Annotated in this window: 21 protein-coding genes and 3 pseudogenes; 13 read left to right on the forward strand and 11 right to left on the reverse strand. The window is 59.4% G+C overall.

Annotated elements, in window-relative coordinates; translation table 11 throughout:
* Positions 1 to 2 precede the first annotated feature (2 nt).
* The 5 genes from ACYZTX_RS10820 (at position 3) to ACYZTX_RS10840 (ending at position 3,329) form a co-directional block, all read left to right on the forward strand.
* Positions 3 to 734 carry an adenosylcobinamide-GDP ribazoletransferase gene (locus ACYZTX_RS10820; RefSeq protein WP_462034045.1) on the forward strand — a complete coding sequence of 244 codons (732 nt, stop codon included), beginning with the start codon at positions 3 to 5 and terminating at the stop codon, positions 732 to 734.
* 203 nt (positions 735 to 937) lie between these two features.
* The gene (locus ACYZTX_RS10825; protein ID WP_458511502.1) at positions 938 to 1,342 is read left to right on the forward strand and encodes a MarR family winged helix-turn-helix transcriptional regulator; all 405 of its coding nucleotides are present in this window, start codon (positions 938 to 940) and stop codon (positions 1,340 to 1,342) included.
* 52 nt (positions 1,343 to 1,394) lie between these two features.
* On the forward strand, positions 1,395 to 2,603 hold the full coding sequence (locus ACYZTX_RS10830) for an MFS transporter (protein WP_462034046.1): 1,209 nt from the start codon (positions 1,395 to 1,397) through the stop codon (positions 2,601 to 2,603).
* Positions 2,600 to 2,722 (forward strand): hypothetical protein, encoded by a 123-nt coding sequence (locus ACYZTX_RS10835; protein ID WP_462034047.1) that lies wholly within the window; start codon positions 2,600 to 2,602, stop codon positions 2,720 to 2,722. The genes ACYZTX_RS10830 and ACYZTX_RS10835 overlap by 4 nt, the downstream gene beginning before the upstream one ends.
* 55 nt (positions 2,723 to 2,777) lie before the next feature.
* Positions 2,778 to 3,329 (forward strand): glutathione peroxidase, encoded by a 552-nt coding sequence (locus ACYZTX_RS10840; RefSeq protein ID WP_462034048.1) that lies wholly within the window; start codon positions 2,778 to 2,780, stop codon positions 3,327 to 3,329.
* A gap of 85 nt (positions 3,330 to 3,414) precedes the next feature.
* Here the strand turns inward: ACYZTX_RS10840 and ACYZTX_RS10845 are convergent, their stop codons facing one another.
* The 3 genes from ACYZTX_RS10845 to ACYZTX_RS10855 form a co-directional block, all read right to left on the reverse strand.
* The gene (locus ACYZTX_RS10845) at positions 3,415 to 4,686 is read right to left on the reverse strand and encodes an OmpP1/FadL family transporter (protein WP_462034049.1); all 1,272 of its coding nucleotides are present in this window, start codon (positions 4,684 to 4,686) and stop codon (positions 3,415 to 3,417) included.
* Positions 4,687 to 4,831: 145 nt separating this feature from the next.
* Positions 4,832 to 5,314, reverse strand: coding sequence for a hypothetical protein (locus ACYZTX_RS10850; protein ID WP_449645686.1), 483 nt, complete (start codon positions 5,312 to 5,314; stop codon positions 4,832 to 4,834).
* Positions 5,315 to 5,591: 277 nt separating this feature from the next.
* Complete coding sequence (locus ACYZTX_RS10855; protein ID WP_003214941.1) at positions 5,592 to 5,816, reverse strand: hypothetical protein; 225 nt, start codon at positions 5,814 to 5,816, stop codon at positions 5,592 to 5,594.
* 997 nt (positions 5,817 to 6,813) lie between these two features.
* Here ACYZTX_RS10855 and ACYZTX_RS10860 point away from each other — a divergent pair.
* A complete protein-coding gene (locus tag ACYZTX_RS10860; protein ID WP_462034050.1) occupies positions 6,814 to 7,137 on the forward strand; it encodes a sel1 repeat family protein in 324 nt (107 codons plus the stop codon).
* A 175-nt stretch (positions 7,138 to 7,312) separates the two neighbouring features.
* Positions 7,313 to 8,677 (forward strand): DNA recombination protein RmuC, encoded by a 1,365-nt coding sequence (locus ACYZTX_RS10865; RefSeq protein ID WP_462037018.1) that lies wholly within the window; start codon positions 7,313 to 7,315, stop codon positions 8,675 to 8,677.
* A gap of 282 nt (positions 8,678 to 8,959) precedes the next feature.
* Here ACYZTX_RS10865 and ACYZTX_RS10870 read toward each other — a convergent pair.
* Positions 8,960 to 9,457 (reverse strand): annotated as a pseudogene (locus tag ACYZTX_RS10870) (IS110 family RNA-guided transposase); the annotation flags it as partial.
* A gap of 83 nt (positions 9,458 to 9,540) precedes the next feature.
* On the opposite strand from ACYZTX_RS10870, the gene ACYZTX_RS10875 reads away from it, so the two are divergent.
* Positions 9,541 to 11,069, forward strand: a protein-coding gene (locus ACYZTX_RS10875) for an IS3 family transposase (protein WP_462033591.1) whose coding sequence is annotated in 2 segments (ribosomal slippage) — positions 9,541 to 10,006 and positions 10,006 to 11,069 — 1,530 coding nt in all. Because the reading frame shifts where the segments join, the coding sequence is not laid out codon by codon here.
* A 48-nt stretch (positions 11,070 to 11,117) separates the two neighbouring features.
* Here ACYZTX_RS10875 and ACYZTX_RS10880 read toward each other — a convergent pair.
* A pseudogene (locus ACYZTX_RS10880) lies at positions 11,118 to 11,630 on the reverse strand (IS110 family RNA-guided transposase); the annotation flags it as partial.
* A gap of 175 nt (positions 11,631 to 11,805) precedes the next feature.
* Complete coding sequence (locus ACYZTX_RS10885; protein ID WP_462034051.1) at positions 11,806 to 15,276, reverse strand: hybrid sensor histidine kinase/response regulator; 3,471 nt, start codon at positions 15,274 to 15,276, stop codon at positions 11,806 to 11,808.
* Positions 15,277 to 15,623: 347 nt separating this feature from the next.
* Between ACYZTX_RS10885 and ACYZTX_RS10890 the strand changes: the two are divergent.
* The 4 genes and pseudogenes from ACYZTX_RS10890 to ACYZTX_RS10905 all read left to right on the forward strand — a co-directional run.
* Positions 15,624 to 15,773: pseudogene (locus ACYZTX_RS10890) on the forward strand (MFS transporter); the annotation flags it as partial.
* 42 nt (positions 15,774 to 15,815) lie between these two features.
* Positions 15,816 to 16,127: a cupin domain-containing protein gene (locus ACYZTX_RS10895; protein ID WP_462034052.1), complete on the forward strand. Its 312-nt coding sequence runs from the start codon at positions 15,816 to 15,818 to the stop codon at positions 16,125 to 16,127.
* 105 nt (positions 16,128 to 16,232) lie between these two features.
* Positions 16,233 to 17,384, forward strand: coding sequence for a TDT family transporter (locus ACYZTX_RS10900; protein ID WP_462034053.1), 1,152 nt, complete (start codon positions 16,233 to 16,235; stop codon positions 17,382 to 17,384).
* Between the two features lie 97 nt (positions 17,385 to 17,481).
* The gene (locus ACYZTX_RS10905) at positions 17,482 to 19,356 is read left to right on the forward strand and encodes an MFS transporter (protein ID WP_462034054.1); all 1,875 of its coding nucleotides are present in this window, start codon (positions 17,482 to 17,484) and stop codon (positions 19,354 to 19,356) included.
* A 48-nt stretch (positions 19,357 to 19,404) separates the two neighbouring features.
* Here ACYZTX_RS10905 and ACYZTX_RS10910 read toward each other — a convergent pair whose 3' ends face one another.
* The 5 genes from ACYZTX_RS10910 to ACYZTX_RS10930 form a co-directional block, all read right to left on the reverse strand.
* Positions 19,405 to 20,331 (reverse strand): GGDEF domain-containing protein, encoded by a 927-nt coding sequence (locus tag ACYZTX_RS10910; RefSeq protein WP_462034055.1) that lies wholly within the window; start codon positions 20,329 to 20,331, stop codon positions 19,405 to 19,407.
* A gap of 228 nt (positions 20,332 to 20,559) precedes the next feature.
* Entirely contained in the window at positions 20,560 to 21,300 is a 741-nt protein-coding gene (locus tag ACYZTX_RS10915; RefSeq protein WP_461973397.1) for a YciK family oxidoreductase, read from the reverse strand.
* Between the two features lie 117 nt (positions 21,301 to 21,417).
* Entirely contained in the window at positions 21,418 to 22,089 is a 672-nt protein-coding gene (gene mupP / locus ACYZTX_RS10920) for an N-acetylmuramic acid 6-phosphate phosphatase MupP (protein ID WP_462034056.1), read from the reverse strand.
* A 4-nt stretch (positions 22,090 to 22,093) separates the two neighbouring features.
* A complete protein-coding gene (gene ubiG, locus ACYZTX_RS10925; protein WP_462034057.1) occupies positions 22,094 to 22,792 on the reverse strand; it encodes a bifunctional 2-polyprenyl-6-hydroxyphenol methylase/3-demethylubiquinol 3-O-methyltransferase UbiG in 699 nt (232 codons plus the stop codon).
* A 57-nt stretch (positions 22,793 to 22,849) separates the two neighbouring features.
* Positions 22,850 to 24,184: a TRZ/ATZ family hydrolase gene (locus ACYZTX_RS10930; RefSeq protein WP_462034058.1), complete on the reverse strand. Its 1,335-nt coding sequence runs from the start codon at positions 24,182 to 24,184 to the stop codon at positions 22,850 to 22,852.
* A gap of 108 nt (positions 24,185 to 24,292) precedes the next feature.
* Between ACYZTX_RS10930 and mtnA the strand changes: the two genes are divergently transcribed.
* Positions 24,293 to 25,369, forward strand: coding sequence for an S-methyl-5-thioribose-1-phosphate isomerase (gene mtnA, locus ACYZTX_RS10935; RefSeq protein WP_462034059.1), 1,077 nt, complete (start codon positions 24,293 to 24,295; stop codon positions 25,367 to 25,369).
* The last annotated feature ends 330 nt before the right edge of the window (positions 25,370 to 25,699 follow it).

Genomic DNA, 25,699 nt, shown 5'->3' on the forward strand with positions numbered 1-25,699 from the left:
CCATGTTGCCGTTCTGGATCGCCCTGCAATTTTTGAGCAGTCTGCCGATTCGTCTGCCGGGCATGCCGACGCCGCAGGCGTCGGGACGGTCGCTGCTGTTTTATCCGCTGGTCGGCCTGCTGTTCGGCGGGATTTTGTGGGCGTTCAACTGGCTGTTGTTCGGCACTCCGTTGTTGCTTCATGCCGCGTTGTTGCTGAGCGTTTGGGTGTTGCTCAGTGGTGCCTTGCACCTGGACGGCCTGGCCGATAGCGCCGATGCGTGGCTCGGTGGGTTCGGCGATCGAGAGCGTACGTTGACGATCATGAAGGACCCGCGCAGCGGGCCGATGGCGGTCGTGACACTGGTGCTGGTGTTGCTGCTCAAATTCGCCGCGTTGCTGGCGTTGATCGAGCAGCAACACAGCGTTGTCCTGATCATCGTTCCGTTGATCGGGCGCAGCGCGATGCTGGGGTTATTCCTGACCACGCCTTATGTGCGTGCCGGCGGGTTGGGGCAAGCGCTGGCCGATCATCTGCCACGTTTGGCGGCCAAGCAGATGTTGGCGGTCAGTGCGCTGGTTTGTGTTCTGATTGCCGGCCTCAGTGGCGTGGTGGCAGTGGCGTTGGCGGCGTTGGTATTTGTCTGGCTGCGGCAAGTGATGCTGCGGCGATTGGGCGGCACGACGGGCGATACGGCGGGGGCGTTGCTGGAATTGCTGGAGATGGCGCTGCTGGTAGGATTGGCGTTGGTCTGATGGTTTATGGGCACGATGCGCCGGCCTCTTCGCGAGCAGGCTCGCTCCCACAGTGGGTCTTCAGTGAACATTGAATTTATGTGCGACGCCAATCAATGTGGGAGCGAGCCTGCTCGCGAATGCGGTTTGCCAGACACATCGATATCCCTGAAAGAACTCATCTGTAACTTGATTTAACTCAACCGCGGGTATATACACGCACCATGCTCGATTCCCAATGTTTATGCATCAACCTGCGTCGCGCCGCCCGTGGCGTCAGCAGGCACTACGACGGCGCTCTCGACGGCTTCGGGATCAACGTTGCCCAGTATTCTTTGCTGTGTAATCTGCAGCGTCTGGATAAACCGAGTATTTCCACGTTGGCCGAGGCCATGGGGCTGGATCGCAGCACCTTGGGGCGCAATCTGCGGGTGCTGGAAGGCGAAGGCCTGCTGATGCTGGTCGAGGGCGAAGACATGCGTAACCGCATCGTCATGCTCACCGAGGCCGGTGTTGAACGGCTGACAGCGGCCTTGCCGGCCTGGGAAGCGGCGCAACAGCGGTTGATCGACCGTCTGGGTGCCGAGAAACGTGAAACCTTGCTGCGACTGCTGGACGAACTGGCGTGATGCCGGTTTTTCCGATCTTAAGCGGGTATATACCCGCTACCGGAGAATAAGAATGACATCGATGTGGCGTACGTGCGGTTGGGTTCTGTTGGGGAGTGCGCTGATTCTCGCGTTGTCCTTGGGCGTACGGCACGGCTTCGGGCTGTTTCTGGCGCCGATGAGTGCCGAGTTCGGCTGGGGGCGTGAGACGTTTGCCTTCGCCATTGCCTTGCAGAACCTGATCTGGGGCCTGGCGCAGCCCTTCACCGGCGCGCTGGCCGACCGCTTTGGCGCCGCGAAAGTGGTGCTGGTCGGCGGTGTCCTGTATGCGTTGGGCCTGGTGTTCATGGGCCTGTCGGATTCGGCCGTGACCTTGTCCCTGAGTGCCGGTTTGTTGATCGGTATTGGCCTGTCGGGCACTTCGTTCTCAGTCATCCTTGGCGTGGTTGGCCGCGCGGTACCGCCAGAGAAACGCAGCATGGGCATGGGCATTGCCAGCGCCGCCGGTTCTTTCGGCCAGTTCGCCATGTTGCCCGGTACGCTGGGGTTGATCGGCTGGCTCGGCTGGTCCGCCGCGTTGCTGGTGTTGGGCCTGTTGGTGGCGTTGATCGTACCGCTGGTGAGCATGCTCAAGGACAAGCCGCTACCCGTGTTCGGCCATGAACAAACGCTGCCCGAAGCATTGCGCGAAGCTTGCTCCCATTCGGGGTTCTGGCTGCTGGCGTTCGGTTTCTTTGTCTGCGGTTTCCAGGTGGTATTCATCGGTGTGCACTTGCCGGCTTATCTGGTGGATCAGCATCTCCCGGCGACGGTTGGCACTACGGTGCTGGCGTTGATCGGGCTGTTCAATATTTTCGGTACCTACACGGCGGGCTGGCTCGGCGGGCGGATGTCCAAGCCGCGTTTGCTCACCGGCCTGTACCTGCTGCGGGCAGTGGTGATCGGGTTGTTCCTGTGGGCGCCCGTCACAACGACCACCGCGTACCTGTTCGGCATGGCCATGGGTTTCCTGTGGCTGTCGACGGTGCCCTTGACCAACGGCACCGTCGCGACCTTGTTCGGCGTGCGAAATCTGTCCATGCTCGGTGGGATTGTTTTCCTGTTTCACCAGCTCGGATCGTTCCTCGGCGGCTGGTTGGGCGGGGTGGTGTACGACCGAACCGGGAGCTATGACTTGATCTGGCAAGTAGCGATTCTCTTGAGCCTGTTCGCCGCAGCCCTGAACTGGCCGGTGCGTGAGCGGCCGGTGGCGCGTCTGCAAACACAGATGAGTGCGCTATGAACAGCCTCTGGCCGCGGATCGCTGTCCTTGCTGTCGGTGCCTTGCTGCTGGCCCTGTCGTGGTGGGGCTGGCATCAGGGCGGGCTGGCGTTGATGCAACTGGGCATGGGTGCTTGCTAGCAGGAGGTGAGGGCGAGTAACTTCGTTGTTGACGACTTCTCAAGGAAGCACCGACATGCTGATGCGCTGGCTCGCAGTTCCCGCGTTACTGGTCGCGTTTAGTGGATGGGCTCAAGCGGCAGAGTGCCCGGACCTTTTGCAAGGCTCGTTGCCCAAGCTGCGCGCCAAGGAATCCATCGACCTGTGCCAGCGCTTCGCCGGCAAACCGCTGGTGGTGGTCAATACCGCAAGCTTCTGTGGTTTTGCCCCGCAGTTCAAAAGCCTTGAGGCGCTGAATCAGCGCTACAAGGATCAGGGGCTGGAGGTGATTGGCGTTCCGTCCAACGACTTCAAGCAAGAGTCCAAGGATGGCGAAGAGACTGCCAAGGTCTGCTACGTGAACTACGGCGTGACGTTCACCATGACTGAACCGCAGACAGTCCGCGGTGATGACGCGACTCACTTGTTCAAAATCATCGCCAAGCAGAGTACCGCGCCGAAGTGGAACTTCTACAAATATGTGGTCGATCGCAAAGGCAAGGTGATCGCCAATTTCTCCAGCCTGACCACGCCTGACGATCCCGAGTTCATCGCTGCGGTTGAAAAAGCCCTGGCTTCCCAACCCTGATCCACACCCGTAAAAAAGCCCTGCCTCTGTACAAGAGAGCGGGGCTTTTTTGATTCAGGCGGCGAGGGATCAGGCGCGCCGTGAATCAGAAACGGTAGGTCGCACCGACACCGAAACCGTTCGCCGAGTTTTCATACTTGGCGCTGTAGGTCTGGCGGCCGTTGCTGTTGTTGACCTTGACCGACTCTTCGACCAGGTACGAGTACGCAACGTCGATGGTCAGGTCGTCGGTCGGGCTCCAACCAGCGCCCAGGCTGAAAATCTTGCGATCGCCAGTCGGGATGCGCGGGGAACGGTTTTCGTTATTGGTCGGAGCCTGATCAACAGAGAAACCGGTGCGCAGGACCCATTGCTTGTTCAGCTGGTAGGAAGCGCCGATGGCGTGAGCCCAGGTGTCGTGCCAGTTCTGTTCTTCAGTGATGGTGCCAAAGCCGCGTGCGGCCAGAGCGGCAGGAACGCCTTCGTTCTCGACGGAGATTTCTTTCAGGCGGCTCCAGCGAGTCCAGGTGCTGCCTGCGTAGAGAGTCCATTGGTCGTCCAGCTGGTGAGTAACCGAGAAGTCGACCGACTCAGGCGTGGTGATGTCCAGCGACGCGTCGTACTTCTGGCTCGGGTTCTGACCCAGTGCGCCGAGCAGGCTGTAATTGACCTTGGTATCGCCCTCAAGCTTGTACTTCACTTTCGAGTGGTAGGTCAGGCCGACGCGAGTGCTGTCGGTGGCTTGAACCAGGATACCGATGTTGTAACCCAGCGCGGTGTCGTCACCCTTGATCTTGACGGTGCCGTCCGCAGCGAGCGGGTTCAGCGACACGTTCGATTCCAGCTTGCCATCAATACGGTTGATGGTCGGACCGAAACCGATCGACACCGTGTCGTTGAAGGCGTAGCTGACGGTTGGCTGCAGGGTGACGATCTTGACTTCGCTCTTGCTGCCGAAGTAACGGCCGGCAAAGCCGTTCTCGTAATCGGTCACCAGACCGAATGGCGCGTACATGCCCACACCGAATGCCCAATGCTCGTCGATTGGCTTGACGTAGTAGCCCATCGGTACGGCGATGAATGGAACCATGTCGCCGTCGTTGGTGCCACCGTTCGGACGGGAACTGGCATCACTGATATCGGTGTGTGCGTCGAGGAATGCAGCGCCGCCGGTGACTTGTTCGCGCTTGAGGCGCGACATGCCGGCAGGGTTGCCAAAAATAGTGCTTGCGTCGTCGGCAGATGAAGATCGCCCGGCAAAACCTGTACCCATCCCGCTGATGCTCTGTTCGTTGATGGCGAAGCCACTTGCAAAGATCTGGGTGGATGCCAGGGTAACGGCGACGCTAAGGGCGGTTTTGAGCATTACTTTTTTCATTATTAGAACTCCTGGTGATCACCGGGGCGAAAATTACCAACATTTTCGTCCCAGCGCCATAGGCTGTATCGCTTGATTTAGAGCGGTTTTGTAGGACAATCCGACCAGATTCGCAGCATTTGCGCGATCTTGTGGAAATAGCGGATTAGCAGGCGACCTGATTCAGCGGTGATACACAGGTTCGCCAGGCGCAGGTGAAGTCTCTCAGGCGTCCTTGAGGCTGGAAGGTCTGGCGCCAGATGCGGGCCATGCCCAGCAGGTCGTCTGCTTCAGGGAGCGGGGTGTTCTGTTCTTCTACCAGCAGCCAGGCGATGGCTGTGGCGTAACGCAGGTTGACGGTCAATTCGAGGTGCGGACCACTCAGGAAAGCATGCTGGCTGGCCAGGCCGCGAACCAGGCTTGCGCGTTCCGGGTCAAGTGCCAGGTAGTGGTCCCAAAGTGCCTGGTGGCGGGGTTCGGCGATTCGGTACAGGCCGTGTCCACGGCGGTCATGCAGGGCAGTACCCAGGGCTGACTGGCTGGCGGCGATGCCCAGCAGCAGGGATTCGGCAGTTGCGCTATGACGCCCGAGGTAAATCAATGTCGGGCGGATCACATAACGGCACAGTTCGCTGGCAGCGATACCCATAAAGCCCTCGAAACTTGAAATGGTCGGCGATACCTGAAGGTAGCGTTGGCAGCGGGTGAATCGACTCAGGCTCGCCGGAAGCGGATGAATCCGCTTGAGTTGAAGTGTAGTGTCAAATTCGCGCCGTAAAGGCCTGTTTTTAAAATATTTCCGGCTTCGAGTTATAACCGTTATATCGGTTAGTGCTTAGGCGGTGACAGCGAGAAGAGAAATTTCAGGCAATAAAAAGCCCCGCTTTTTGAGCAGGGCTTATGAGGTTTTCAGTCTTTCTGGCGTATCAGGCAACCAGTGCCTGACGGGTACGATCGATCACGGCCTGCAGCGGCTCGGCGCTGGAGTATTGATCGGGGTACAGGCGTTCGCTGTGACGAGCGATGCCGTGTTCGTTGACCAGGGTGAAGCTGAAGCAGCCTTTGCGAGCAGCCATGATCAGGCAGTTCATTGGTGCAAAAGCGTTGGTCAGGGTGCGGATGGCGTCCTGGGTGTGGATTTGAGTAGACATAGTCATTGGTGTTCCTACAAGCGACACGGATAAGAACCGTGCAAAATTAAAACGTTCCAGTGACGACGACCACCATTGGTCGAACGAAGAACCCGACTGGAACAAAGCAGCCAGTTTGAAGCGCTGATAAATTGGCGCGCTTGGGCTGGCAGGTAGGTACTTAGGAGGGCAGGCAACACATCAAGGGCAAAGGTTCTGGGCCCGGGGTGAAGATCCTGATCAATTTGCAGGTTGGTTCGGTCAGAGTAAGTGAGCTTCGCAACACCCTTTGCTTTCGATTCAAAGGCTGTGTTGTCGCAAGGTTTACCTGGAAACCATCGAGGTGGTCGATCCCGCTTTGTCGGTGGAGGCTTCCTTTGGGAAGGCTGACCGGGGGGATTTGTTCGACCAGAATTGACTTTCAGCTTGGTACTAACGCCGCGGATACTAACGGATTGAAAAGCTGAAGGGAAGTGTGTCAGCGAAAAAAGTTCTCTAACGCCCCTCTTTCAACGTCCGGCTTGGCGCTCGGAAAGGTCATTACGCGCAGAAGCGCCCTGTAATAGCACAGAATCCGACCGTTGGTAGTCGAGTTTCAATGGGCCAGGATCAGCCTGAACCGCGGGTTTGCCCAGGTTTATCCCCAGGGCTAACGACCAAATGCCCCGAAAAAGCGCATCGATATAACTGCCTCGAAGGGACTTGTGCACATAAGTCACGCACGTTGTCACGTCGCTGTCATCTTCCCTTCAAACGCAGTGGGTGCCTGTAACCGAAATTTAAGTCAATGAAAAACATCGCTTTTTTTTGCTGGTGAAAAAATCGTCAGTTTGACTGAGAGCCCCATTCCATAGGGCTTTGCGAGAGTTCAAAGGCGGTTGTCCACTGAGTTATCCACAGCTTCTGTGGATTGTCCCGAGCGCTTGCTCTAGGACGGGCGTGCAGGGTTTTTTTAGGCTTTACCTGTAAGAAAAAAAGAGTAGAGTGGCGCGCCTTCCGATCTGCCCCACAGTGTTTTATGAAGTTTCGTTCAGTACCAGTTTCTGCAACCTCGACACCTCCCAGCGTTGCCCCGCCCAAACGATTTTCGATGCGTGTGGCCGAGTGGTTGCTGGACAGCCCGCGTCTGGGCGAAAACTCCAACGTCAAACATTTCGCCGGACGTTTGCTCAAGCAGCCAGCCCGTGAAGGGGTCGTGGCCGCGCAAAGCCGTCTCGGTCAGCTGATGTGCCGTGAATGCGGGAATGCCCGGGATCGCCGTATCGGCCAGGACCTTTTGCGTCAGGCCGCGCGGGCAGGGGATCGGCGTGCCCAGCAGGAGCTTGGTCTGAGCGAAGACTGAGCTGTCCAAGACCTGACGCCTTGGTTAACCTTCAAGCTTTATTAAATTGGCAGGAGTGGCTATGGCTATGGACTTGACCAGCGCATTGCTCGGTCTGGCGGGCGCTGCGTTGCCGTTATTGGTACTGGCCTGGCAATTTCAACGCCGAGCGAGCGCCACGCAGTCAGAGGTTGCGCTGCTGCAAGAGCGTCTGGCCACGGCCCATCTGACCCAGGACGGATTAAACGCCCAACTCGAAGCCTGTCGCGATGAAATCGGTGATCTGGGTCAGGCCAACGCCGCCAAACAGGCAGACCTGGCCGCCGTGCGCCGTGAAGTCGAACTGCTGCAGATCGAACGTGACGATGCCCGCGATGCCGCCCACGCGTGGAATCTTGAACGCGCCGGCAAGGAGGCCGAGTTGCGCCGTCTGGACGCCAAGGCCGCCTCGCTCAACGCCGAGCTGCGTGAGCAGCAGGAAAGCCATCAGCAGCGCCTCAACGACCTGCAGGGCTCGCGAGACGAACTGCGGGCGCAGTTCGCTGAGCTGGCGGGCAAGATCTTCGACGAGCGCGAGCAGCGCTTTGCCGAAACCAGTCAGCAGCGCCTCGGTCAGTTGCTCGATCCGTTGAAGGAACGCATCCAGTCCTTCGAAAAACGTGTCGAGGAAAGCTATCAGGCTGAAGCCCGCGAACGTTTTTCCCTGGCCAAGGAACTGGAGCGGCTGCAACAGCTGAACCTGCGCCTGAGCGACGAAGCCACCAACCTGACCCGCGCCTTGAAAGGCCAGAAAACCCAAGGTAACTGGGGTGAACTGATTCTTGAGCGGGTGCTTGAACACGCGGGCCTGGAGAAGGGGCGTGAGTACCAGACCCAGGTCAACCTAAAAGGCCCGGACGGTGAGCGTTTCCAGCCGGACGTGATCATTTATCTGCCGGGCGACAAGCAGGTGGTGGTCGACTCCAAAGTCAGCCTTACGGCCTATCAGCAATACGTCGCGGCCGAAGACGATGCCATCGGCCAGATCGCGATCAAGCAGCACGTGCTGTCCCTGCGCACTCACGTCAAAGGGCTGGCCGGCAAGGATTACAAACGTCTCGATGGCTTGCACAGCCTGGATTTCGTCTTGCTCTTCGTGCCGATCGAAGCGGCGTTTTCCGCCGCATTGCAGGCTGAGCCGACGCTGTTTCAGGAGGCCTTCGACCGCAACATCGTGATCGTCAGTCCCACCACTTTGCTGGCAACCTTGCGCGTTATCGACAGCCTGTGGAAGCAGGAGCGCCAAAGCCAGAACGCCCGGGAAATCGCCGAGCGGGCCGGGTGGCTGTACGACAAGTTCGTGTTGTTCATCCAGGATCTGGATGAAGTCGGCAATCGCTTACAGCAATTGGATAAAGCCTACAGCTCTGCGCGCAATAAGCTGACGGAAGGCCGCGGCAATCTGGTCAGCCGTAGCGAGCAGCTCAAGTTGCTTGGCGCGCGGGCGAGCAAGAGCCTGCCGGCAGACTTGCTGGAGCGGGCGATGACCGATGTGGATGGCTTGGCTGAGTTGCCGGAGTAGCCCGAAAAGCTTCGCGAGCAAGCCCGCTCCCACATCTATGGTTACCCCCTTTTCTGCAATACTGTTTTTGATGCGTGGTTGGCTTGCTTTCATCTATCCGGCGTCTGAGTGGGGTTGTGGCCCCCGCGCCTCGATGAGAATCGATGCCCGACGATCCTAATTATTCGAACGGCCTTTCAGCCGTGTGGGAGCTCAGGGTTGTCGTCAGGCCGGTTGGCCGTTCACGTCATCTGTTATCCAGCATCGCAAAACCAGGTGGGTGGTGCTCGGGTGACAGCAGGGTCAGGCGTTCATCGCGGTTGGCCCTGCATCGAATTCAGAGTGGTGTGCTGCAATCGCCCAGGCGATCCTCGCCAGCTTATTGGCCAGCGCGCAGACCACATGGTTGGAGTGATGGTGGGCTAATAGCTGCCGGACCCAGTCCGCCAGCCAGCCTTTCTGGCGCTCCAGCTGCATCAAGTAGACACGGGCGCACTGGATGAGCAGGCGCCTCTGGTTGCGATCACCGCGCTTGCTGATGCCCAATAGAACGGTCTTGCCGCCCGTGGAATGCTGTTTGGGCACCAGCCCGATCGAGGCCGAATAGCCTCGCCCGCATTTGAACTGTTTGCCATCACCCAACTCGGCAGCCAGGACGGTGGAGGTGATCGGGCCGACACACGGCATGGTCATCAAACGAGATGCCAGATCATCTTCAGCGGCCTGGCATTGCACTCGCTTATCCAGTGCCTTGATCCGCTCATTCAGGTAGTTGAAGTGCTCATGTAGCATCGTCAGAATTATTTTGATGTCCCCTCCGTGTCAGGCTACCTGTCGCCCTTGTTGATTGACTCATTCATTCAAGAGGGCGAAGGTATTTAGCAATGCCCAAACGTTATGACGACAACTTCAAAGACTGGGTTGTCCTGCAGATGATGCCGCCCCTTAATCGCTCGGTGGCAGAGCTCGCGATTGCGCTCAAACTCACGCCACAGTCACTGCGTAACTGGAGACAAATGGCTAGAGATAAAGGTCTGATCGTGCCCGGGAACGGAAAGACCAGTGATCAATGGTCCAGCGCCGACAAATTCAATGCCGTCATGGAAACCGCACCGTTGAGCGAGGTGGAGATCTCTCAATATTGCCGAATAAAGGGCATTTATCCGGAGCAAATCCAGCAATGGCGCGAAGCCTGCCAAAACGCCAACACCTTGGCTGATCTGAAGCCCAGCGCAGAGAAAACTGCCGAGCAACGACGGATCAAAGAGCTGGAGCGTCAGTTGATCCGATCAGACGCTGGTCGGGCCGAAGCGGAGGCTTTGCTGGAACTCAGAAAAAAAGCCAATGCGATTTGGGGCAAGGACAAGGAAGACTGATCAGCGCCTCTGATCGCACGCAAGCCATGAAGTTGATTACTGAAGCGGTCTTGGGTGGGGCTCGCCGATATCGAGCATGTGATGAGCTGGGACTGAGCCTGCGCACAGTTCAACGTTGGCGACACACCGACGGCGACGGGCGCCTGCTAGCTCAGCGGACAGCACCGTCAAATAAACTCAGCGAGGCAGAACGCCAAGCAGTGCTTGATGCCGCTAATCAGGCTGGCTACGCCAGCCTCACACCCCACCAGATCGTGCCCAAACTGGCAGATGAAGGTATTTATCTGGCTTCGGAATCGACCTTTTATCGCGTATTAAAAGCCGCCAATCAAAACGTTCGCCGTGGTCGGGTCAAAGCCCCGAAACGCAGAGTGCTGACGACACATCGTGCTGAGGGCCCCAATCAGGTTTGGTGCTGGGATATCACCTGGTTGCCGAGCACAGTTAAGGGCCGTTTTTTCTACTGGTATATGGTCAAGGACATCTACAGCCGTAAATTGGTAGCCAATGAAGTGCATGAAGTGGAGTGCGCCGAGCATGCATGTGAGCTGCTTGAAAAGGGCTGTCTACGAGAGCAAACGGCGGGACGTCCTTTGGTGCTGCACTCGGACAACGGCCACGTCATGAGAGGCTCTTTATTACGCGAAAGCATGGTTGCTCTGGGCGTCGAGCCTTCATTTAGCCGCCCGCGAGTAAGCAACGACAATGCCTACGCCGAAGCACTTTTTCGTACGGCAAAGTACTGCCCGCTCTGGCCGGACCAACCGTTTGATACGCTCACTGAAGCAAGGCTTTGGGTGCAAAAATTTATCGAGTGGTACAACGAAGACCACCGTCACAGTGCCTTGAAATACGTGACGCCGAACGAGCGCCACGAAGGCAAGGCAACGGCTCTATTACAAGCCAGAGCAGCACTGTATGAAGACGCCAGGGAAGCTAATCCGAGCCGCTGGAGTACCAGAACGCGCAACTGGAAATTGGCAGATGCGGTGTATTTGAACCCCGAACGCCCTGATGTTAAGGCCGCGATGGCATAGCAGCAGGAGTACCAAGGCGACAGGTACCTTGACACGTACCGTGTCTTCAGAAAATGAACTCGCCTCAAGTAGCGCCGGCAGATCGTTGATCGATTTGAAGCCTGGGGCCAAGCTGACGCCAACCTCCAGAAGGGCTGCGTGAATCCGATTGACGGTCGCGGTGCGGTCTTTGATGAACGAATCGCGTGTCGAGTTGAGCATGGCCAACGCCTGCTGAGCCTGGGTCTTGGGGGCGACAAAGCGCATCGTTGGGCGGGTCGCTGCCTCGCAGATCGCCTCGGCGTCAGCGAAGTCGTTCTTGTTGCTTTTCACATAAGGACGCACGAGATGAGGCGCAATGAGCTTGGGCGTATGTCCCAGCTTTGCGACCTCCTGCGCCATGAAGTGGGCGCCGCCACAGGCTTCCATCACGACGGTGCAGGGATCGAGGTTCGCCAGGTGTTGGATCAGCGCCACTCGAGTAAACTTTTTGCGCTGGAGCTCATGACCACGATCATCTTGAGCATGCAGGTGAAAGGAGTGTTTTCCCAGGTCGATGGCGGCAATAGCTACTTTGTTCATGGCAACGGTCTCCGATAGGCCCCCTGTGAAAGCTTAGTGGGCGATCACAGGGGGCGGCGGGGGTAGCCATTTCATTATTTGACCGATTTCCTCCAGATAGAATGCGGTTCAATGTGGGAGCGGGCTTGCTCGCGAAGGGGACAGTTGCACCACGACAAGGTTCAGACCTGCCGCGCTACAACGGCAAATGCCGGCTCAGCAACGCCCGCAACGCCGCCGGTTTTACCGGTTTTGCCAGGTAATCCAGCCCCGCCGCATGCACTTGGGCCACCATCTCCGGTCGCCCGTCGGCGCTGATCACTACCCCAGGCACCGGCTCACCCAATTGGGTGCGCAACCACGCCATCAACTCGGTTCCGGTCTCGCCATGGTCCAGGTGGTAATCCACCAGCGCCAATTGCGGTCGCACGCCGTCACTGAGCAGCGCCGCGCATTCATCGCGGTTGCGCGCGGTCCAGACCTGACAACCCCAGCGTGTGAGCAGGCTGTTCATGCCGATCAGAATGCTGTCTTCGTTATCGATGCACAGCACCTGCGCGCCGCTCGGCAATTTTCCGTTGAGTTCGGCGGTTTTGCTCGGCAGCGCGGTTTGAGTGCTCGCCAACGGCACACTGACGCTGAACACGCTGCCGCGCCCCGGCCAGGAGCGTACGCGCAAGGTATGACCCAGTACGCGACACAGTCCGTCCGCAATGGCCAGGCCCAGCCCCAAGCCTTTTTCAGCACGGGTCTGGTGGCTGTCGAGGCGTTTGAATTCTTCGAAAATGACCCGCTGTTTATCCTCTGGAATGCCCGGACCACGGTCCCAGACCTCCAGGCACAGCTCGCCCTTGCGCCGGCGAACGCCCAGCAGCACCGGGCCTTTGGCGTAGCGGAAGGCATTGGTCAGAAAATTCTGCAGGATTCGTCGAAGCAGTTTGATGTCGCTGTTGATTCGCAACGTACTGCCCCTGACACGGAATTTCAGCCCCTGGTCTCGGGCCAGCGCCTTGAACTCGGCACCGAGGATGTCGAACAGTTCGTTGAGCACAAAAGGCTTGGGATCAGGATTGATCTTGCCGTTCTCCAGACGGGAAATGTCCAGCAGGTCGCTGATCAAATCTTCGGCCGAGCGCAGTGAAGTGTCCAGGTGATGGACCAGTTTCTGCGCCTCGCCGGATAAGCCGTCATCTTGGTGGGAAAGGGCGGCGGAGAACAGGCGCGCGGCGTTCAACGGTTGCATCAAGTCATGGCTGACCGCCGCCAGGAAACGGGTTTTCGACTGGTTGGCCGACTCCGCGGTGCCTTTGGCGTCGGTCAGGGCAACGTTGAGTTGCGACAATTCGTGGGTCCGCTCGGTAACCCGTCGCTCCAGGCCTTCGTTGGCTTCGGTCAGCGCCTGCTCCGACTCGCGGAACGCGGTGATGTCGGTGAAACTCATGACGAAACCGCCGCCCGGCATCGGGTTGCCGATCAGTTCGATCACACGGCCATTGGGGAAAAGTCTTTCAGAGGTATGGGCGCGGCCCTGACGCATCCAGTGCAAGCGGCGGGCGACGTGCACTTCGGCTTCGCCGGGGCCGCACAGGCCGCGCTCGGCGTTGTAGCGAATGATGTCGGCAATCGGTCGGCCAAGCCTGATCAGACCCTCCGGGTAATTGAACAGCTCCAGATAGCGCCGGTTCCAGGCCACCAGCTTCAGCGACTGGTCGACCACGCTGATGCCCTGGGTGATGTTCTCGATCGCGCCTTGCAGCAGCGCGCGGTTGAATTGCAGCACCTCCGAGGCTTCATCGGCGATACGGACGACGTCCTCGAGCTGCATCTCCCGGCCTTCGATAGCGGCTTTTACCACCGCCCGGGTCGAAGAAGCACCGAGCACACCGGCCAGCAAACGTTCGGTATGGGCGATCCATTCACCGTCGGCGTTCTGGTTCGGGTTGAAGCCTTTGCCTTGGCGGTAGGCGAAGCGGATAAAACTCTGACGGGCGCGTTCTTCGCCGACGAAGCGAGCCGCCAGCTGCAACAAATCGTCGATCTGCACCGACAGCATCGAACGGGCACTGGGGCGGGCACTGATTTCCTGGCCGATGAAGCGGCCCGCCTGCCAGTGTTCCGAAACCCTGGTACGCGACAGCACCGAAACCCAGGCGAACAGCGTGAAGTTGCCCGCAAGAGACAGCACCACGCCTTGGGTCAGCGGGGTAATCGGCAGGTTTAACGGGTTGCTGTGTAACCAGGCCAGGCCGGGGAAACTGCTCAAGGACAAGCCGAGGCTGTTGGCGGCAATCGGCAGGATCAAGGTGTAGAACCACAGGAACGTCCCGGCGGCGAGACCGGCGAACACACCGCGACGATTGGCCTGTTTCCAGTACAGCGCGCCGAGCATGGCCGGGGCCAGTTGGGTCACGGCGGCGAAGGCGATCTGGCCGATGGTCGCCAGGCTCGCCGTCGAGCCGAGCAGGCGATAACTGACGTAGGCCAGCAGCAGAATCACCACAATGCTCACTCGGCGCACCGAGAGCATCCACTGGCGGAACACTTCGAACGGCCGCTCGGCGTTGTTGCGCCGCAGCAACCATGGCAACAGCATGTCGTTAGAGACCATGGTCGACAGCGCCACGCTGGCGACAATCACCATGCCGGTCGCCGCCGAAGCGCCACCGATAAAGGCCAGCATCGCCAGGGCAGGGTGGGATTGGGCGAGGGGCAGGCTGATAACGAAAGAATCCGGCAGCACCGAACTCGGCAGCAACATCTGACCGGCCAGCGCGATCGGTACTACAAACAGTGCAGCCAGTGCCAAGTAGGCCGGGAACACCCATTTGGCCAGGCGCAGGTCCTGAGGGTCGATGTTTTCCACCACGGTCACGTGAAACTGCCGGGGCAGACAGATGATCGCCATCATCGCCACGCCGGTCTGCACCACCATCGATGGCCAATTAATGGTTTCTTTCCAGTACTCCTCCAGGCGCGGTGCGAGCATGGCCTGGTCGAACAGGTCCTCGAAACCGTCGTACAGGCCGTAGGTCACAAACGCCCCGACCGCGAGAAAAGCGAACAGCTTGACCAGCGATTCGAACGCAATCGCCAGCACCATGCCGCGGTGGTGTTCCGTGACGTCGAGGTTGCGGGTACCGAAGACGATGGTGAACAGCGCCAGCACCAGCGACACGATCAACGCCGTGTCCTGGGCGCGAGTGCCCGTGGCGTCGGCACCGGCGCCGATCAGCAAGTTCACCCCGAGCACGATGCCCTTGAGTTGCAACGCGATGTAGGGCAACACGCCGACCAGGCAGATCAGCGCCACCACCACCGCCAGCGACTGGGATTTGCCATAGCGCGCGGCGATGAAGTCGGCAATGGAGGTGATGTTCTCCTGCTTGCTGATCATCACCATTTTTTGCAGGACCCACGGTGCGCACACCAGCAGCAGGATCGGCCCGAGGTAGATCGGCAGGAAAGACCAGAGCTGTTCGGCGGCCTGGCCCACGGCGCCAAAGAAGGTCCAACTGGTGCAATAGACGGCCAGCGACAGGCTGTACACCCAGGCGCGCACCCGCGGCGGCAACGGCGTGCTGCGACGGTCGCCGTAGAAGGCGATGGCGAACAAGATGGCCATATAGGCCAGGGCGACGGCGGCGATCAGCCCGCTGGACAGCGACATGGGAACTCCAGACAAAAGACACCCGGGACTCCCGCCCGGACAGACAGTCTCGCACGATGGCAGGGGTTAGTCAGTGTCGACCAAGGTCGCGGCGCGTCGGGGTGTCGCAGGGTGTGTGCCAGTTGGATCTTGGGTGTTTGTGCAGGCCTCATCGCGAGCAGGCTCGCTCCCACAGGGGATTTGTGAACGACGCAGATCCTATGTGGGAGCGAGCCTGCTCGCGAAGGCGGCCTCACTGACTGAACGCAATCTCGATCAGTCGATGCAGTTCATTCGGCAGTGCGCGATCTCTTCGAAGAACAAGAGTGCCACCGTGACCGTCACGCGCAAACAGCCCGCCGACAAGGTCTTGCCTGGCCGGGAATCTGACCCGGAACTTTGGACTGGTGGCCACCACCGATGATTACGGCGCGGTGCTGATTATTCTCTCGGTGGGCGCTCAGCTCGCGTTGATGCGTCAGGGGGCCGTGAAAGTCTGTGGCGTCAATGTTCGATGATCGTTAGCCTTGGCCCCGCCATTCATTTCGATGGACCGACGCATGAAAATCATCCGCAGCAAATCCTTCACCGCTGACCGTGCCTGGGGCGCGTTGGATATCGCCAACATGAACGGCATCACCACGCGTTTGCATTGGACCGATCAGCCCTATAAATGGCACGTCAATGACGGGCAAGAAGTGTTCGTGGTGCTGGATGGACAGGTGCAGATGCGTTATCGCGAAGACGGTCAGGAGAAACAAGTGGTATTAGGCGTAGGCGATATCTTTTATGCCGACGTCGGCACCGAACACGTTGCCCATCCGCAGGGCACGGCGAGAATACTGGTGATCGAGACTGAAGGCAGCGTCTGACGCTGTATCTGCAAAACAGATAACAGTTAGAGATATTACCCGTTATATCGATATTCGATTCAGACCTACCATGAGCTCCACCTCATCAGAGGACAGGAGTTCACCATGACATGCCCCAACACCGCCCCAGCCGGTTTCAAACCTTTCAGTCATTTGCAGCACCCGCGCGAAGTCATCCGCCAGTTCACGCCGAACTGGTTCGCCGCCACCATGGGCACCGGCGTGCTGGCGTTGGCGCTGGCGCAGCTGCCCGCTGCACATCCCGGTTTGCACGCGATTGCCGAAGCCCTTTGGCTGGTCAACATCGTGCTATTTGTTTTGTTCACGGCGCTATACACGGCGCGTTGGGCGCTGTTTTTTGATGAGGCGCGACGGATTTTCGGCCACTCCACGGTTTCGATGTTTTTCGGCACGATCCCCATGGGCCTGGCGACCATCATCAATGGCTTTCTGGTGTTCGGTCTGCCGCGTTGGGGCGAGGGCGTGATTCCTGTCGCCGAGGTGCTGTGGTGGCTGGATGTGGCGATGTCGCTGGCGTGCGGCGTGCTGATTCCCTACATGATGTTTACCCGCCAGGAACACAGCATCGACCAGATGACCGCCGTCTGGCTGTTGCCGGTGGTCGCGGCGGAAGTGGCGGCCGCCAGTGGTGGTCTGTTGGCGCCGCACCTGGCGGATGCCCATTCGCAACTGGTGGTATTGGTGACGAGCTACGTGCTTTGGGCCTTTTCCTTGCCGGTGGCATTCAGCATTCTGACCATCCTGTTGCTGCGCATGGCGCTGCATAAATTGCCCCACGAAAACATGGCCGCCTCCAGCTGGCTGGCGCTGGGCCCGATCGGCACCGGGGCGCTGGGCATGTTGCTGCTAGGTGCCGACGCGCCGGCCATCTTTGCGGCCAACGGTCTGCCGGGCATCGGTGAAATCGCCGCAGGGCTGGGGTTGGTGGCCGGGATCACGCTGTGGGGCTTTGGTCTGTGGTGGATGCTGATCGCGGTGCTCATCACCCTGCGTTACCTGCGCGTCGGTATCCCTTTCAATCTCGGCTGGTGGGGCTTCACCTTTCCGCTGGGCGTCTATTCTCTCGCGACGTTGAAACTGGCCAGCACTTTGAACCTGACGTTTTTCAGTGCTTTTGGTGGTGTGCTGGTGGTGCTGCTGGCGGTGATGTGGCTGATCGTCGCCAAACGTACGGTGCAAGGGGCGTGGCGGGGCGAGTTATTTGTCTCGCCGTGCATAGCCGGATTGAAGAAATAACCGGCGAAGATAGGTAATGTGTGGCCTGGATCGTCGTTCGATATTCCAATAACGGTATCCACGCCACTCTCTACCCAACATCAGGGACACATGGAAGATGAGTCACCCCTCACAGTTCACCTTGCTTCGCACCCGCCGCTTCCTGCCATTCTTCGTCACGCAGTCGCTCGGGGCATTCAACGACAACATCTTCAAGCAGTCGCTGATCCTCGCCATTTTGTACAAGCTGACGATCGAGGGTGATCGCTCGATTTGGGTCAACCTGTGTGCGTTGCTGTTCATCCTGCCATTTTTTCCGTTCTCGGCACTGGCCGGGCAGTTTGGTGAAAAGTTCGCCAAGGACGCGCTGATCCGTCTGATCAAGCTCGGGGAAATCGCCATCATGGCGGTCGGCGCGGTCGGCTTCATGTTCGATCACCTGGCGCTGATGCTGGTCGCGCTGTTTGCCATGGGCACTCACTCAGCGCTGTTTGGGCCGGTGAAATACTCGATCCTGCCGCAGGCCTTGCGTGACGAAGAGCTGGTGGGTGGCAACGGCCTTGTGGAAATGGGCACCTTCCTGGCGATCCTCGCCGGGACCATCGGCGCCGGGATCATGATGTCGTCCAGTCATTACGCGCCGATCGTCTCCACGGCGATCATCGGTGTTGCGGTGCTCGGCTATCTGGCCAGTCGCAGCATTCCACGGGCCGCGGCCGCCTCACCTGAAATGCGTCTGAACTGGAATATTTTCAGCCAGTCCTGGGCCACGTTGAAACTGGGCTTGGGGCAGACCCCAGCCGTGTCGCGCTCGATTGTCGGCAACTCGTGGTTCTGGTTTGTCGGGGCGATTTACCTGACGCAGATCCCGGCGTACGCCAAGGAGTGGATGCACGGTGATGAAACCGTGGTGACGCTGATTCTGACGGTATTCTCGGTGGGCATCGCACTCGGTTCGATGCTCTGCGAGAAACTGTCCGGACGCAAAGTCGAGATTGGTCTGGTGCCGTTCGGCTCGTTCGGTCTGACGGTGTTTGGTTTGCTGCTGTGGTGGCACTCCGGCGGAATTCCCGACAGTGTCACCGGCCATGGCTGGATCGAAATCCTCGGCTTCGGTCACGCCTGGCTGGTGTTGATCGACATTCTCGGGCTTGGCATGTTCGGCGGTTTCTACATCGTGCCGCTGTATGCGCTGATTCAGTCACGTACCCCCGAGAACGAGCGGGCGCGGGTGATTGCCGCCAACAATATTCTCAACGCGCTGTTCATGGTGGTCTCGGCGATTGTCTCGATCGTCTTGTTGAGCATGGTCGAGCTGTCGATCCCGCAGCTGTTCCTGGTGGTGTCGCTGCTGAACATCGGCGTCAATGCCTACATCTTCAGCATCGTCCCCGAGTTCAGCACGCGCTTCATGATCTGGCTGCTCAGCCATTCCATGTACCGCGTGGAACATCGCAATCTGCAGCTGATTCCCGATGAGGGCGCGGCGCTGCTGGTGTGCAATCACGTGTCCTTTGTCGATGCCTTGCTGATTGGCGGCGCGGTGCGTCGGCCGATTCGCTTTGTGATGTATTACAAGATCTACAACTTGCCGGTGCTGAACTTTATCTTTCGCACGGCCGGGACTATTCCGATCGCGGGGCGGCAGGAAGACATTCAGATCTACGAAAAAGCGTTCACGCGCATTGCTCAGTATCTGAAGGACGGCGAGTTGGTGTGCATCTTCCCGGAGGGCAAATTGACCGCCGATGGCGAGATCAACGAGTTCAGGGGTGGGCTGACGCGGATTCTCGAACAGACGCCGGTGCCGGTGATTCCGCTGGCATTGCAGGGTTTGTGGGGGAGTTTCTTCAGCCGCGACCCGCAAAAGGGCGTGTTTCGCCGGTTGTGGTCGCGGGTGACGCTGGTGGCAGGGCCTGCTGTGTCGGTTGAAACGGCAGAACCAGCCCGGTTGCAAGGGTTGGTGGGAGATTTGCGCGGTACTGTTCGCTAATACCTGTCTATGCGGGCCGCTTCGCAGCGAGCCCGCTCTGGCGGATGTTCAGCCCGCCATCGCCAATCGGTTTCGCCCCTCGCGCTTGGCCACATACATCGCACTGTCGGCCCGTCGCAACAGGCTATCGGCGGACTCGCCGGGCAATAGAGTCGAGCAGCCAAGGCTGACCGTCAGCTCGATCGAAGTGCCGTCGGCCGAATAATCCTCTGCCTGCACTGCAAATCGTAGCCGTTCGCCGACCATGGCTGCCGCCTCACGACTCGTGTTGGACAGCAGGATCAGGAACTCCTCGCCACCAAACCGGAAAACCATGTCCACGTTGCGCAACTGGCTTTTGATCGAGGCTGCGACGGCCTTGAGCACGTCATCGCCGGCGCTGTGTCCGTGGTTGTCGTTGATGTGTTTGAAGTGATCGATGTCCAGCATCAGCAGCGACAAGGGTTGCAGATGTCGACGCGCCATCTCGATTTCCCGTTGCAGGGTCTGATCCATGGCGATGCGGTTGCCGGTGTCCGTGAGCGGATCGCGCAAGGCACTTTGGGTGGCGGCGCGGTAGAGCAGGGCATTGCGCATCGGATACATCAATGCGGACAGCAGCGACTCAAGGTTGCACTGTTCCTGTTCACTGAACCGCTGATTGCGGCGGAATACCAAGTCACCCAGGTGCTCGCCTTCATGGCTGAGGCTGTAGCTGATCGAGTGATGGCCGCGCTGGCCGAATTCCAGGCGCAAGTCGCTGGCCTTGTGCTGATAGATCAAGGTGTCGAGCGGTACAAGTCGCTGAATTTCACGAAAGAAGAGCCCGAGAATGCGTTGCGGCTCAAGACTGGTTTGCAGCTGCAGGCTCAGCTTCTGGCGCAGTTGCGCGACGTTGACAGGCCGCTCCCGAAGGGGAGGCTGCTGACCAAGACCCAGGCGTTGCAATTTGGCAACATCGAAGTCAATTGCGTTGGTCTGGGAAGGTGATTTCATATGGCGTCCGCCCGATTGCTTTCACACTGCGTGTCTGAGCAAATTTAGAGCGAAAGTCGTGCCATTCAGTTCAGTCGAATATAAAGCGTTATAAATCAATAGCTTGATAGTTGTTTAAAAGATTTTTCCGAACGCGGTGACAGTTGTTTGACTTGCTTCAGTGTGGTTGTGGCGCACTTTGAGTGCCGCGACGGGAAGCCGTCGCAGCACAAAAGCAATGCGCAGGCGTTACTGAGCGTTGAACGCCTGGCCGTTGATGCCGGTGCTGTCCGGACCCATCAGGTAGAGGTAGACCGGCATGATCTCCTCGGGCGTCGGGTTGTTCAGCGGGTTTTCACCGGGATAAGCCTGGGCGCGCATGCTGGTGCGGGTGGCGCCCGGGTTGATGCTGTTGGAGCGCATCGGTGCCACGGTGTCGACTTCGTCGGCCAGGGTTTGCATCAAGCCTTCGGTGGCGAACTTGGAGACGCCGTAAGCGCCCCAATACGCGCGACCCTTGCGACCGACGCTGCTGGAAGTGAACACCACCGAGGCGTCCTGAGACAACTTGAGCAGCGGCAGCAGGGTGCTGGTGAGCATGAACATGGCGTTGACGTTGACGTGCATGACGCGCATGAAGTTTTCGCCAGACAGCTGTTCGATCGGCGTACGCGGGCCAATGATCGACGCGTTGTGCAGCAAACCGTCGAGATGGCCAAATTCGGTTTCGATCATCGCTGCCAGCTCATCGTATTGATGGGGCAGGGCGGTTTCCAGGTTGAACGGGATCACGGCCGCTTGTGGATGGCCGGCGGCTTCGATTTCGTCGTAGACCTGAGTCAGGTTGGCTTCGGTCTTGCCCAGCAACAGCACGGTGGCACCGTGCGCGGCAAAGGTTTTCGCGGCGGCAGCGCCGATGCCACGGCCAGCGCCGGTGACCAGGATGACCCGGTCCTTGAGCAATTCTGGGCGGGCGGAATAATCAAACATAAGAAACCTCAACAAAATCCGTTAACAGGGCCGATAAAGATCGCAGCCTTCGGCAGCTCCTACGCCGATCGCGGTCTCCTGTAGGAGCTGCCGCAGGCTGCGATCTTTTGATTTGTATCAGCAACCACACAGGGCGCTATCGAGCACCTTGCGCAACTCCAGCGGATGATCGACCACCACATCCGCGCCCCAATGCCGCGGATTATCGTCGGGATGAATGTAGCCATAGGTCACGGCGGCCGTTTTGGTGCCGGCATCGCGACCGGACTCGATATCGCGCAAGTCATCACCCACGAACAGCACGCTGGCCGGGTCCAGTTCGAGCATCTTGCACGCCAGAATCAATGGCTCGGGGTCCGGTTTGCTGTTCTTCACATGGTCCGGGCAGATCAGCAGCGCCGAGCGCTCGGCCAATCCAAGCTGCTGCATGATCGGCTCGGCAAACCGCAGTGGCTTGTTGGTGACCACGCCCCAGATCAGGTTGGCCTTCTCGATGTCGGCCAGCAGTTCGCTCATGCCGTCGAAGAGTTTGCTGTGAACCGCGCAACCGACGAGGTAGCGCTCCAGGAACTCCAGACGCAATGCCTCGAAACCCGGTGATTCCGGGTCCATGGAGAAGGTCACGGCGACCATCGCCTTGGCACCACCGGAGATCTCGTCGCGAATGTGCTGGTCGTTCATCGGCGGCAGGCCGCGGTCGGCACGCATCGCCTGACAGATCGCAATGAAGTCCGGCGCGGTGTCGAGCAGGGTGCCGTCCATGTCGAAAAGTACTGCTCTGATACGCATCGGCTTATTCCTCGCGCAGGGTCTGGATCATGTAGTTGACGTCCACGTCGGAGGCCAGTTTGTAGTGCTTGGTCAGCGGGTTGTAGGTCAGGCCGATGATGTCCTTGACGGTCAGGCCGGCCATGCGGCTCCAGGCGCCGAGCTCGGACGGGCGGATGAATTTCTTGAAGTCGTGGGTGCCGCGCGGCAGCAGCTTCATGATGTATTCGGCGCCGACGATGGCGAACAGGTACGCCTTCGGGTTGCGGTTGATGGTGGAGAAGAACACCTGGCCACCGGGTTTGACCATGCGAAAACAGGCGCGGATCACCGAGGACGGGTCCGGCACGTGCTCGAGCATTTCGAGGCACGTGACCACGTCGAACTGCTCAGGCATTTCTTCAGCCAGCGCTTCGGCGGTGATCTGTCGGTATTCGACAGTCACGCCGGATTCCAGTTGATGCAGTTGCGCGACCGCCAGCGGCGCTTCGCCCATGTCGATGCCCATGACGGTAGCACCGCGCTGGGCCATGGCTTCGCTGAGGATGCCGCCGCCGCAGCCGACGTCGAGGACTTTCTTGCCAGCCAGACTGACGCGTTCGTCAATCCAGTTGACCCGCAGCGGGTTGATGTCGTGCAGCGGTTTGAACTCGCTTTCGCGGTCCCACCAACGATGGGCCAGGGCTTCGAATTTGGCGATTTCGGCGTAGTCGACGTTGCTCATGGTTAAGTCCTCTAAAACTTGAAAAATCCTGTTGCCCCGGTGCTTGGTCCGGGGGGCTTACAATTCGGTATGGCCGCTGATGCGTTGGCCCCAGGCCTTGGCGGTGGCGCACAGCTGTGCTTCATCCAGGCGAGTCAGGCGACGGTCGTCGAGCAGTTGCTTGCCGGCGACCCAAAGGTGTTTCACGCAATCGCGGCCGGTAGCATATATAAGCTGCGAAACCGGGTCGTAGACCGGTTGCTGCGCCAGGCCGGAGAGGTCGAACGCGACGATGTCTGCTGCCTTGCCGACTTCCAGTGAACCAACGTCAGCCTCGATCCCCAGCGCACGGGCACCGTTGAGCGTGGCCATGCGCAAGGCGCGATGGGCGTCCAGCGCGGTGGCCGAGCCGGCGACGGCTTTGGCCAGCAACGCGGCCGTGCGGGTTTCGCCGAGCAGGTCCAGGTCATTGTTGCTGGCCGCGCCATCGGTGCCGACCGCCACATTGACGCCAGCCTGCCACAAGCGCTCCACCGGGCAGAACCCGCAGGCCAGCTTCAGGTTCGACTCCGGGCAATGAATCACGTTGGTGTTGCTTTCTACCAGCAACACCAGGTCTTCATCGCTGATCTGCGTCATGTGAACCGCCTGAAAGCGCGGCCCCAGCAAACCCAGGCGCCCGAGGCGGGCCAATGGGCGTTCGCCGCGTTGCTCGACGGACTGCTGCACTTCATAAGCCGTTTCATGCACGTGCATATGGATCGAGGCGTCCAGTTCTTCGGCGATCACCCGGATTTTCTCCAGGGTCTCGTCGCCCACGGTGTAGGGCGCGTGCGGGCCGAAAGTGACTTTGATGCGCTCGTGGTGCTTGAGATCGCCAAACAATTCGACGCCCTGACGAATGGCTTCGTCCGCCGTGCTGGCGCCCGGGATCGGGAAGTCGAGGATCGGAATCGCGATTTGCGCGCGAATGCCGCTGTTATGGACGCGCTCGCTGGCAACCTTCGGGAAGAAATACAGGTCAGAGAAGCAGGTGATGCCACCTTTGATCTGCTCGGCGATCGCCAGGTCGGTGCCGTCACGGACGAACGCTTCATCGACCCACTTGGCTTCGGCCGGCCAGATGTGGTTTTCCAGCCAGGTCATCAACGGCAAATCATCGGCCAGACCACGGAACAGCGTCATCGCCGCATGCCCGTGGGCATTGATCAAGCCAGGGCAGAGCAACATGTCCGGCAATTCGCGGACTTCGGTTGCGTTAAGCTTCAGTGCGGCGGCGCGCGGGCCGATAAAAACAATGCGCCCGTCACGGATACCCAGGGCGTGCTCTTTGAGGACAACGCCAGCGGGTTCGACGGGTACCAGCCAGGTCGGCAGTAATAACAGGTCGAGCGCAGCGGCAGAGTTCGGCATCGAGAGTCGGTTCCAGAGCTTTTGTAAAGGATGGCGAAGTATACCCGAGCGTCTTCGCAGGGGGATCGCTATAATCGACGGCTTTTGTTCATGAGTGCGGGGTGAGGGATGCGCGATCGACTGTTGGCTGCGGAGAAGGTGAAGGCCATCGATTGGCGTGATGGCGCCCTGTACCTGCTGGATCAGCGTATTTTGCCGTTCGAGGAAACGTGGATTGCCTACACCAGCGCCGCTGGCGTGGCCGAAGCCATTCGCTCGATGGTGGTGCGCGGCGCGCCGGCGATTGGCATCAGTGCCGCCTATGGCGTCGTGCTGGCGGCGCGCGCGCGGTTTGCCGAGGGTGGCGACTGGCAGGCGGCGCTGGAAGAGGATTTCGCGCTGCTCGCTGACTCCCGTCCGACCGCGGTCAATCTGTTCTGGGCGATAGGCCGCATGCGCGACCGGCTTGAGCGTCTGAAGCATCACGCCGATCCGCTGGCGGTGCTGGAGGCGGAGGCTATCGCCATTCACGAGAGTGATCGCGAAGCCAACCTGACCATGGCGCAACTGGGCGTAGACCTGATCCGCAAGCATCAGGGCAACGCCCAGGCGATTCTGACCCACTGCAACACCGGCGCACTGGCTACCGGCGGCTTCGGTACGGCACTTGGCGTGATTCGTGGGGCGTTCATCGAGGGCATGGTCGAGCGCGTCTACGCCGACGAAACCCGTCCATGGCTGCAAGGTTCGCGGTTGACCGCATGGGAATTGGCCAACGAAGGCATTCCCGTGACCGTCAATGCCGACGCCGCCGCGGCCCACATCATGAAGACCAAGGGCATTACCTGGGTGATCGTCGGCGCTGACCGGATCACCGCCAATGGCGACGTGGCCAACAAGATCGGCACCTATCAGCTGGCGGTGAACGCCATGCACCACGGCGTGCGCTTCATGGTGGTGGCGCCGAGTTCGACCATCGACATGAACCTGGCCAGCGGTGATGACATCCCGATTGAAGAGCGCGATGGTCGCGAGTTGCTGGAAGTCGGCGGCAAGCGCGTCGGCGCCGAGGTCGATGCGTTCAACCCGGTATTCGACGTGACCCCGGCAGACTTGATCGATGCGATCGTCACCGAAAAAGGTATCGTCGAGCGCCCCGATACCGCGAAAATGGCGCAGTTGATGTGCCGCAAGCGTCTGCATTGATGATCTCTGTCGCCTGTTAAATTGCCTTCGCGAGCAGGCTCGCTCCCACAGGGGATTTGTGGACGACGCAGATCAATGTGGGAGCGAGCCTGCTCGCGAAGGGGTCGTAACAGTCACCAAACAACCCTCATTCACCCCGAAATTCTTCTTTCAAAGGGCTCTAAGCCTCTCTCGTCCCCTATCAGCCTGCCACCAGTCAACTAACTACACTCCATGCGCATCAGGGGGATAGGTGCGTGGCGGCTCTTGTGATAACATTCGGCGGTTTCCAAGGTAGCCCGATGTGGCTGCCTTTACTGCGCAGATCCAAGGCATAACTCGTTGATTTGT

The organism is Pseudomonas sp. MDT1-17, assembly GCF_054898105.1.

Bases quoted from the DNA above. Each gene is read 5' to 3' on its own strand.
- ACYZTX_RS10820 (WP_462034045.1), top strand. From the start codon at position 3: ATGTTGCCGTTCTGGATCGCCCTGCAATTTTTGAGCAGTCTGCCGATT.
- ACYZTX_RS10825 (WP_458511502.1), top strand. From the start codon at position 938: ATGCTCGATTCCCAATGTTTATGCATCAACCTGCGTCGCGCCGCCCGT.
- ACYZTX_RS10830 (WP_462034046.1), top strand. From the start codon at position 1,395: ATGACATCGATGTGGCGTACGTGCGGTTGGGTTCTGTTGGGGAGTGCG.
- ACYZTX_RS10835 (WP_462034047.1), top strand. From the start codon at position 2,600: ATGAACAGCCTCTGGCCGCGGATCGCTGTCCTTGCTGTCGGTGCCTTG.
- ACYZTX_RS10840 (WP_462034048.1), top strand. From the start codon at position 2,778: ATGCTGATGCGCTGGCTCGCAGTTCCCGCGTTACTGGTCGCGTTTAGT.
- ACYZTX_RS10845 (WP_462034049.1), bottom strand. From the start codon at position 4,686: ATGAAAAAAGTAATGCTCAAAACCGCCCTTAGCGTCGCCGTTACCCTG.
- ACYZTX_RS10850 (WP_449645686.1), bottom strand. From the start codon at position 5,314: ATGGGTATCGCTGCCAGCGAACTGTGCCGTTATGTGATCCGCCCGACA.
- ACYZTX_RS10855 (WP_003214941.1), bottom strand. From the start codon at position 5,816: ATGTCTACTCAAATCCACACCCAGGACGCCATCCGCACCCTGACCAAC.
- ACYZTX_RS10860 (WP_462034050.1), top strand. From the start codon at position 6,814: ATGAAGTTTCGTTCAGTACCAGTTTCTGCAACCTCGACACCTCCCAGC.
- ACYZTX_RS10885 (WP_462034051.1), bottom strand. From the start codon at position 15,276: ATGTCGCTGTCCAGCGGGCTGATCGCCGCCGTCGCCCTGGCCTATATG.
- ACYZTX_RS10895 (WP_462034052.1), top strand. From the start codon at position 15,816: ATGAAAATCATCCGCAGCAAATCCTTCACCGCTGACCGTGCCTGGGGC.
- ACYZTX_RS10900 (WP_462034053.1), top strand. From the start codon at position 16,233: ATGACATGCCCCAACACCGCCCCAGCCGGTTTCAAACCTTTCAGTCAT.
- ACYZTX_RS10905 (WP_462034054.1), top strand. From the start codon at position 17,482: ATGAGTCACCCCTCACAGTTCACCTTGCTTCGCACCCGCCGCTTCCTG.
- ACYZTX_RS10910 (WP_462034055.1), bottom strand. From the start codon at position 20,331: ATGAAATCACCTTCCCAGACCAACGCAATTGACTTCGATGTTGCCAAA.
- ACYZTX_RS10915 (WP_461973397.1), bottom strand. From the start codon at position 21,300: ATGTTTGATTATTCCGCCCGCCCAGAATTGCTCAAGGACCGGGTCATC.
- mupP (WP_462034056.1), bottom strand. From the start codon at position 22,089: ATGCGTATCAGAGCAGTACTTTTCGACATGGACGGCACCCTGCTCGAC.
- ubiG (WP_462034057.1), bottom strand. From the start codon at position 22,792: ATGAGCAACGTCGACTACGCCGAAATCGCCAAATTCGAAGCCCTGGCC.
- ACYZTX_RS10930 (WP_462034058.1), bottom strand. From the start codon at position 24,184: ATGCCGAACTCTGCCGCTGCGCTCGACCTGTTATTACTGCCGACCTGG.
- mtnA (WP_462034059.1), top strand. From the start codon at position 24,293: ATGCGCGATCGACTGTTGGCTGCGGAGAAGGTGAAGGCCATCGATTGG.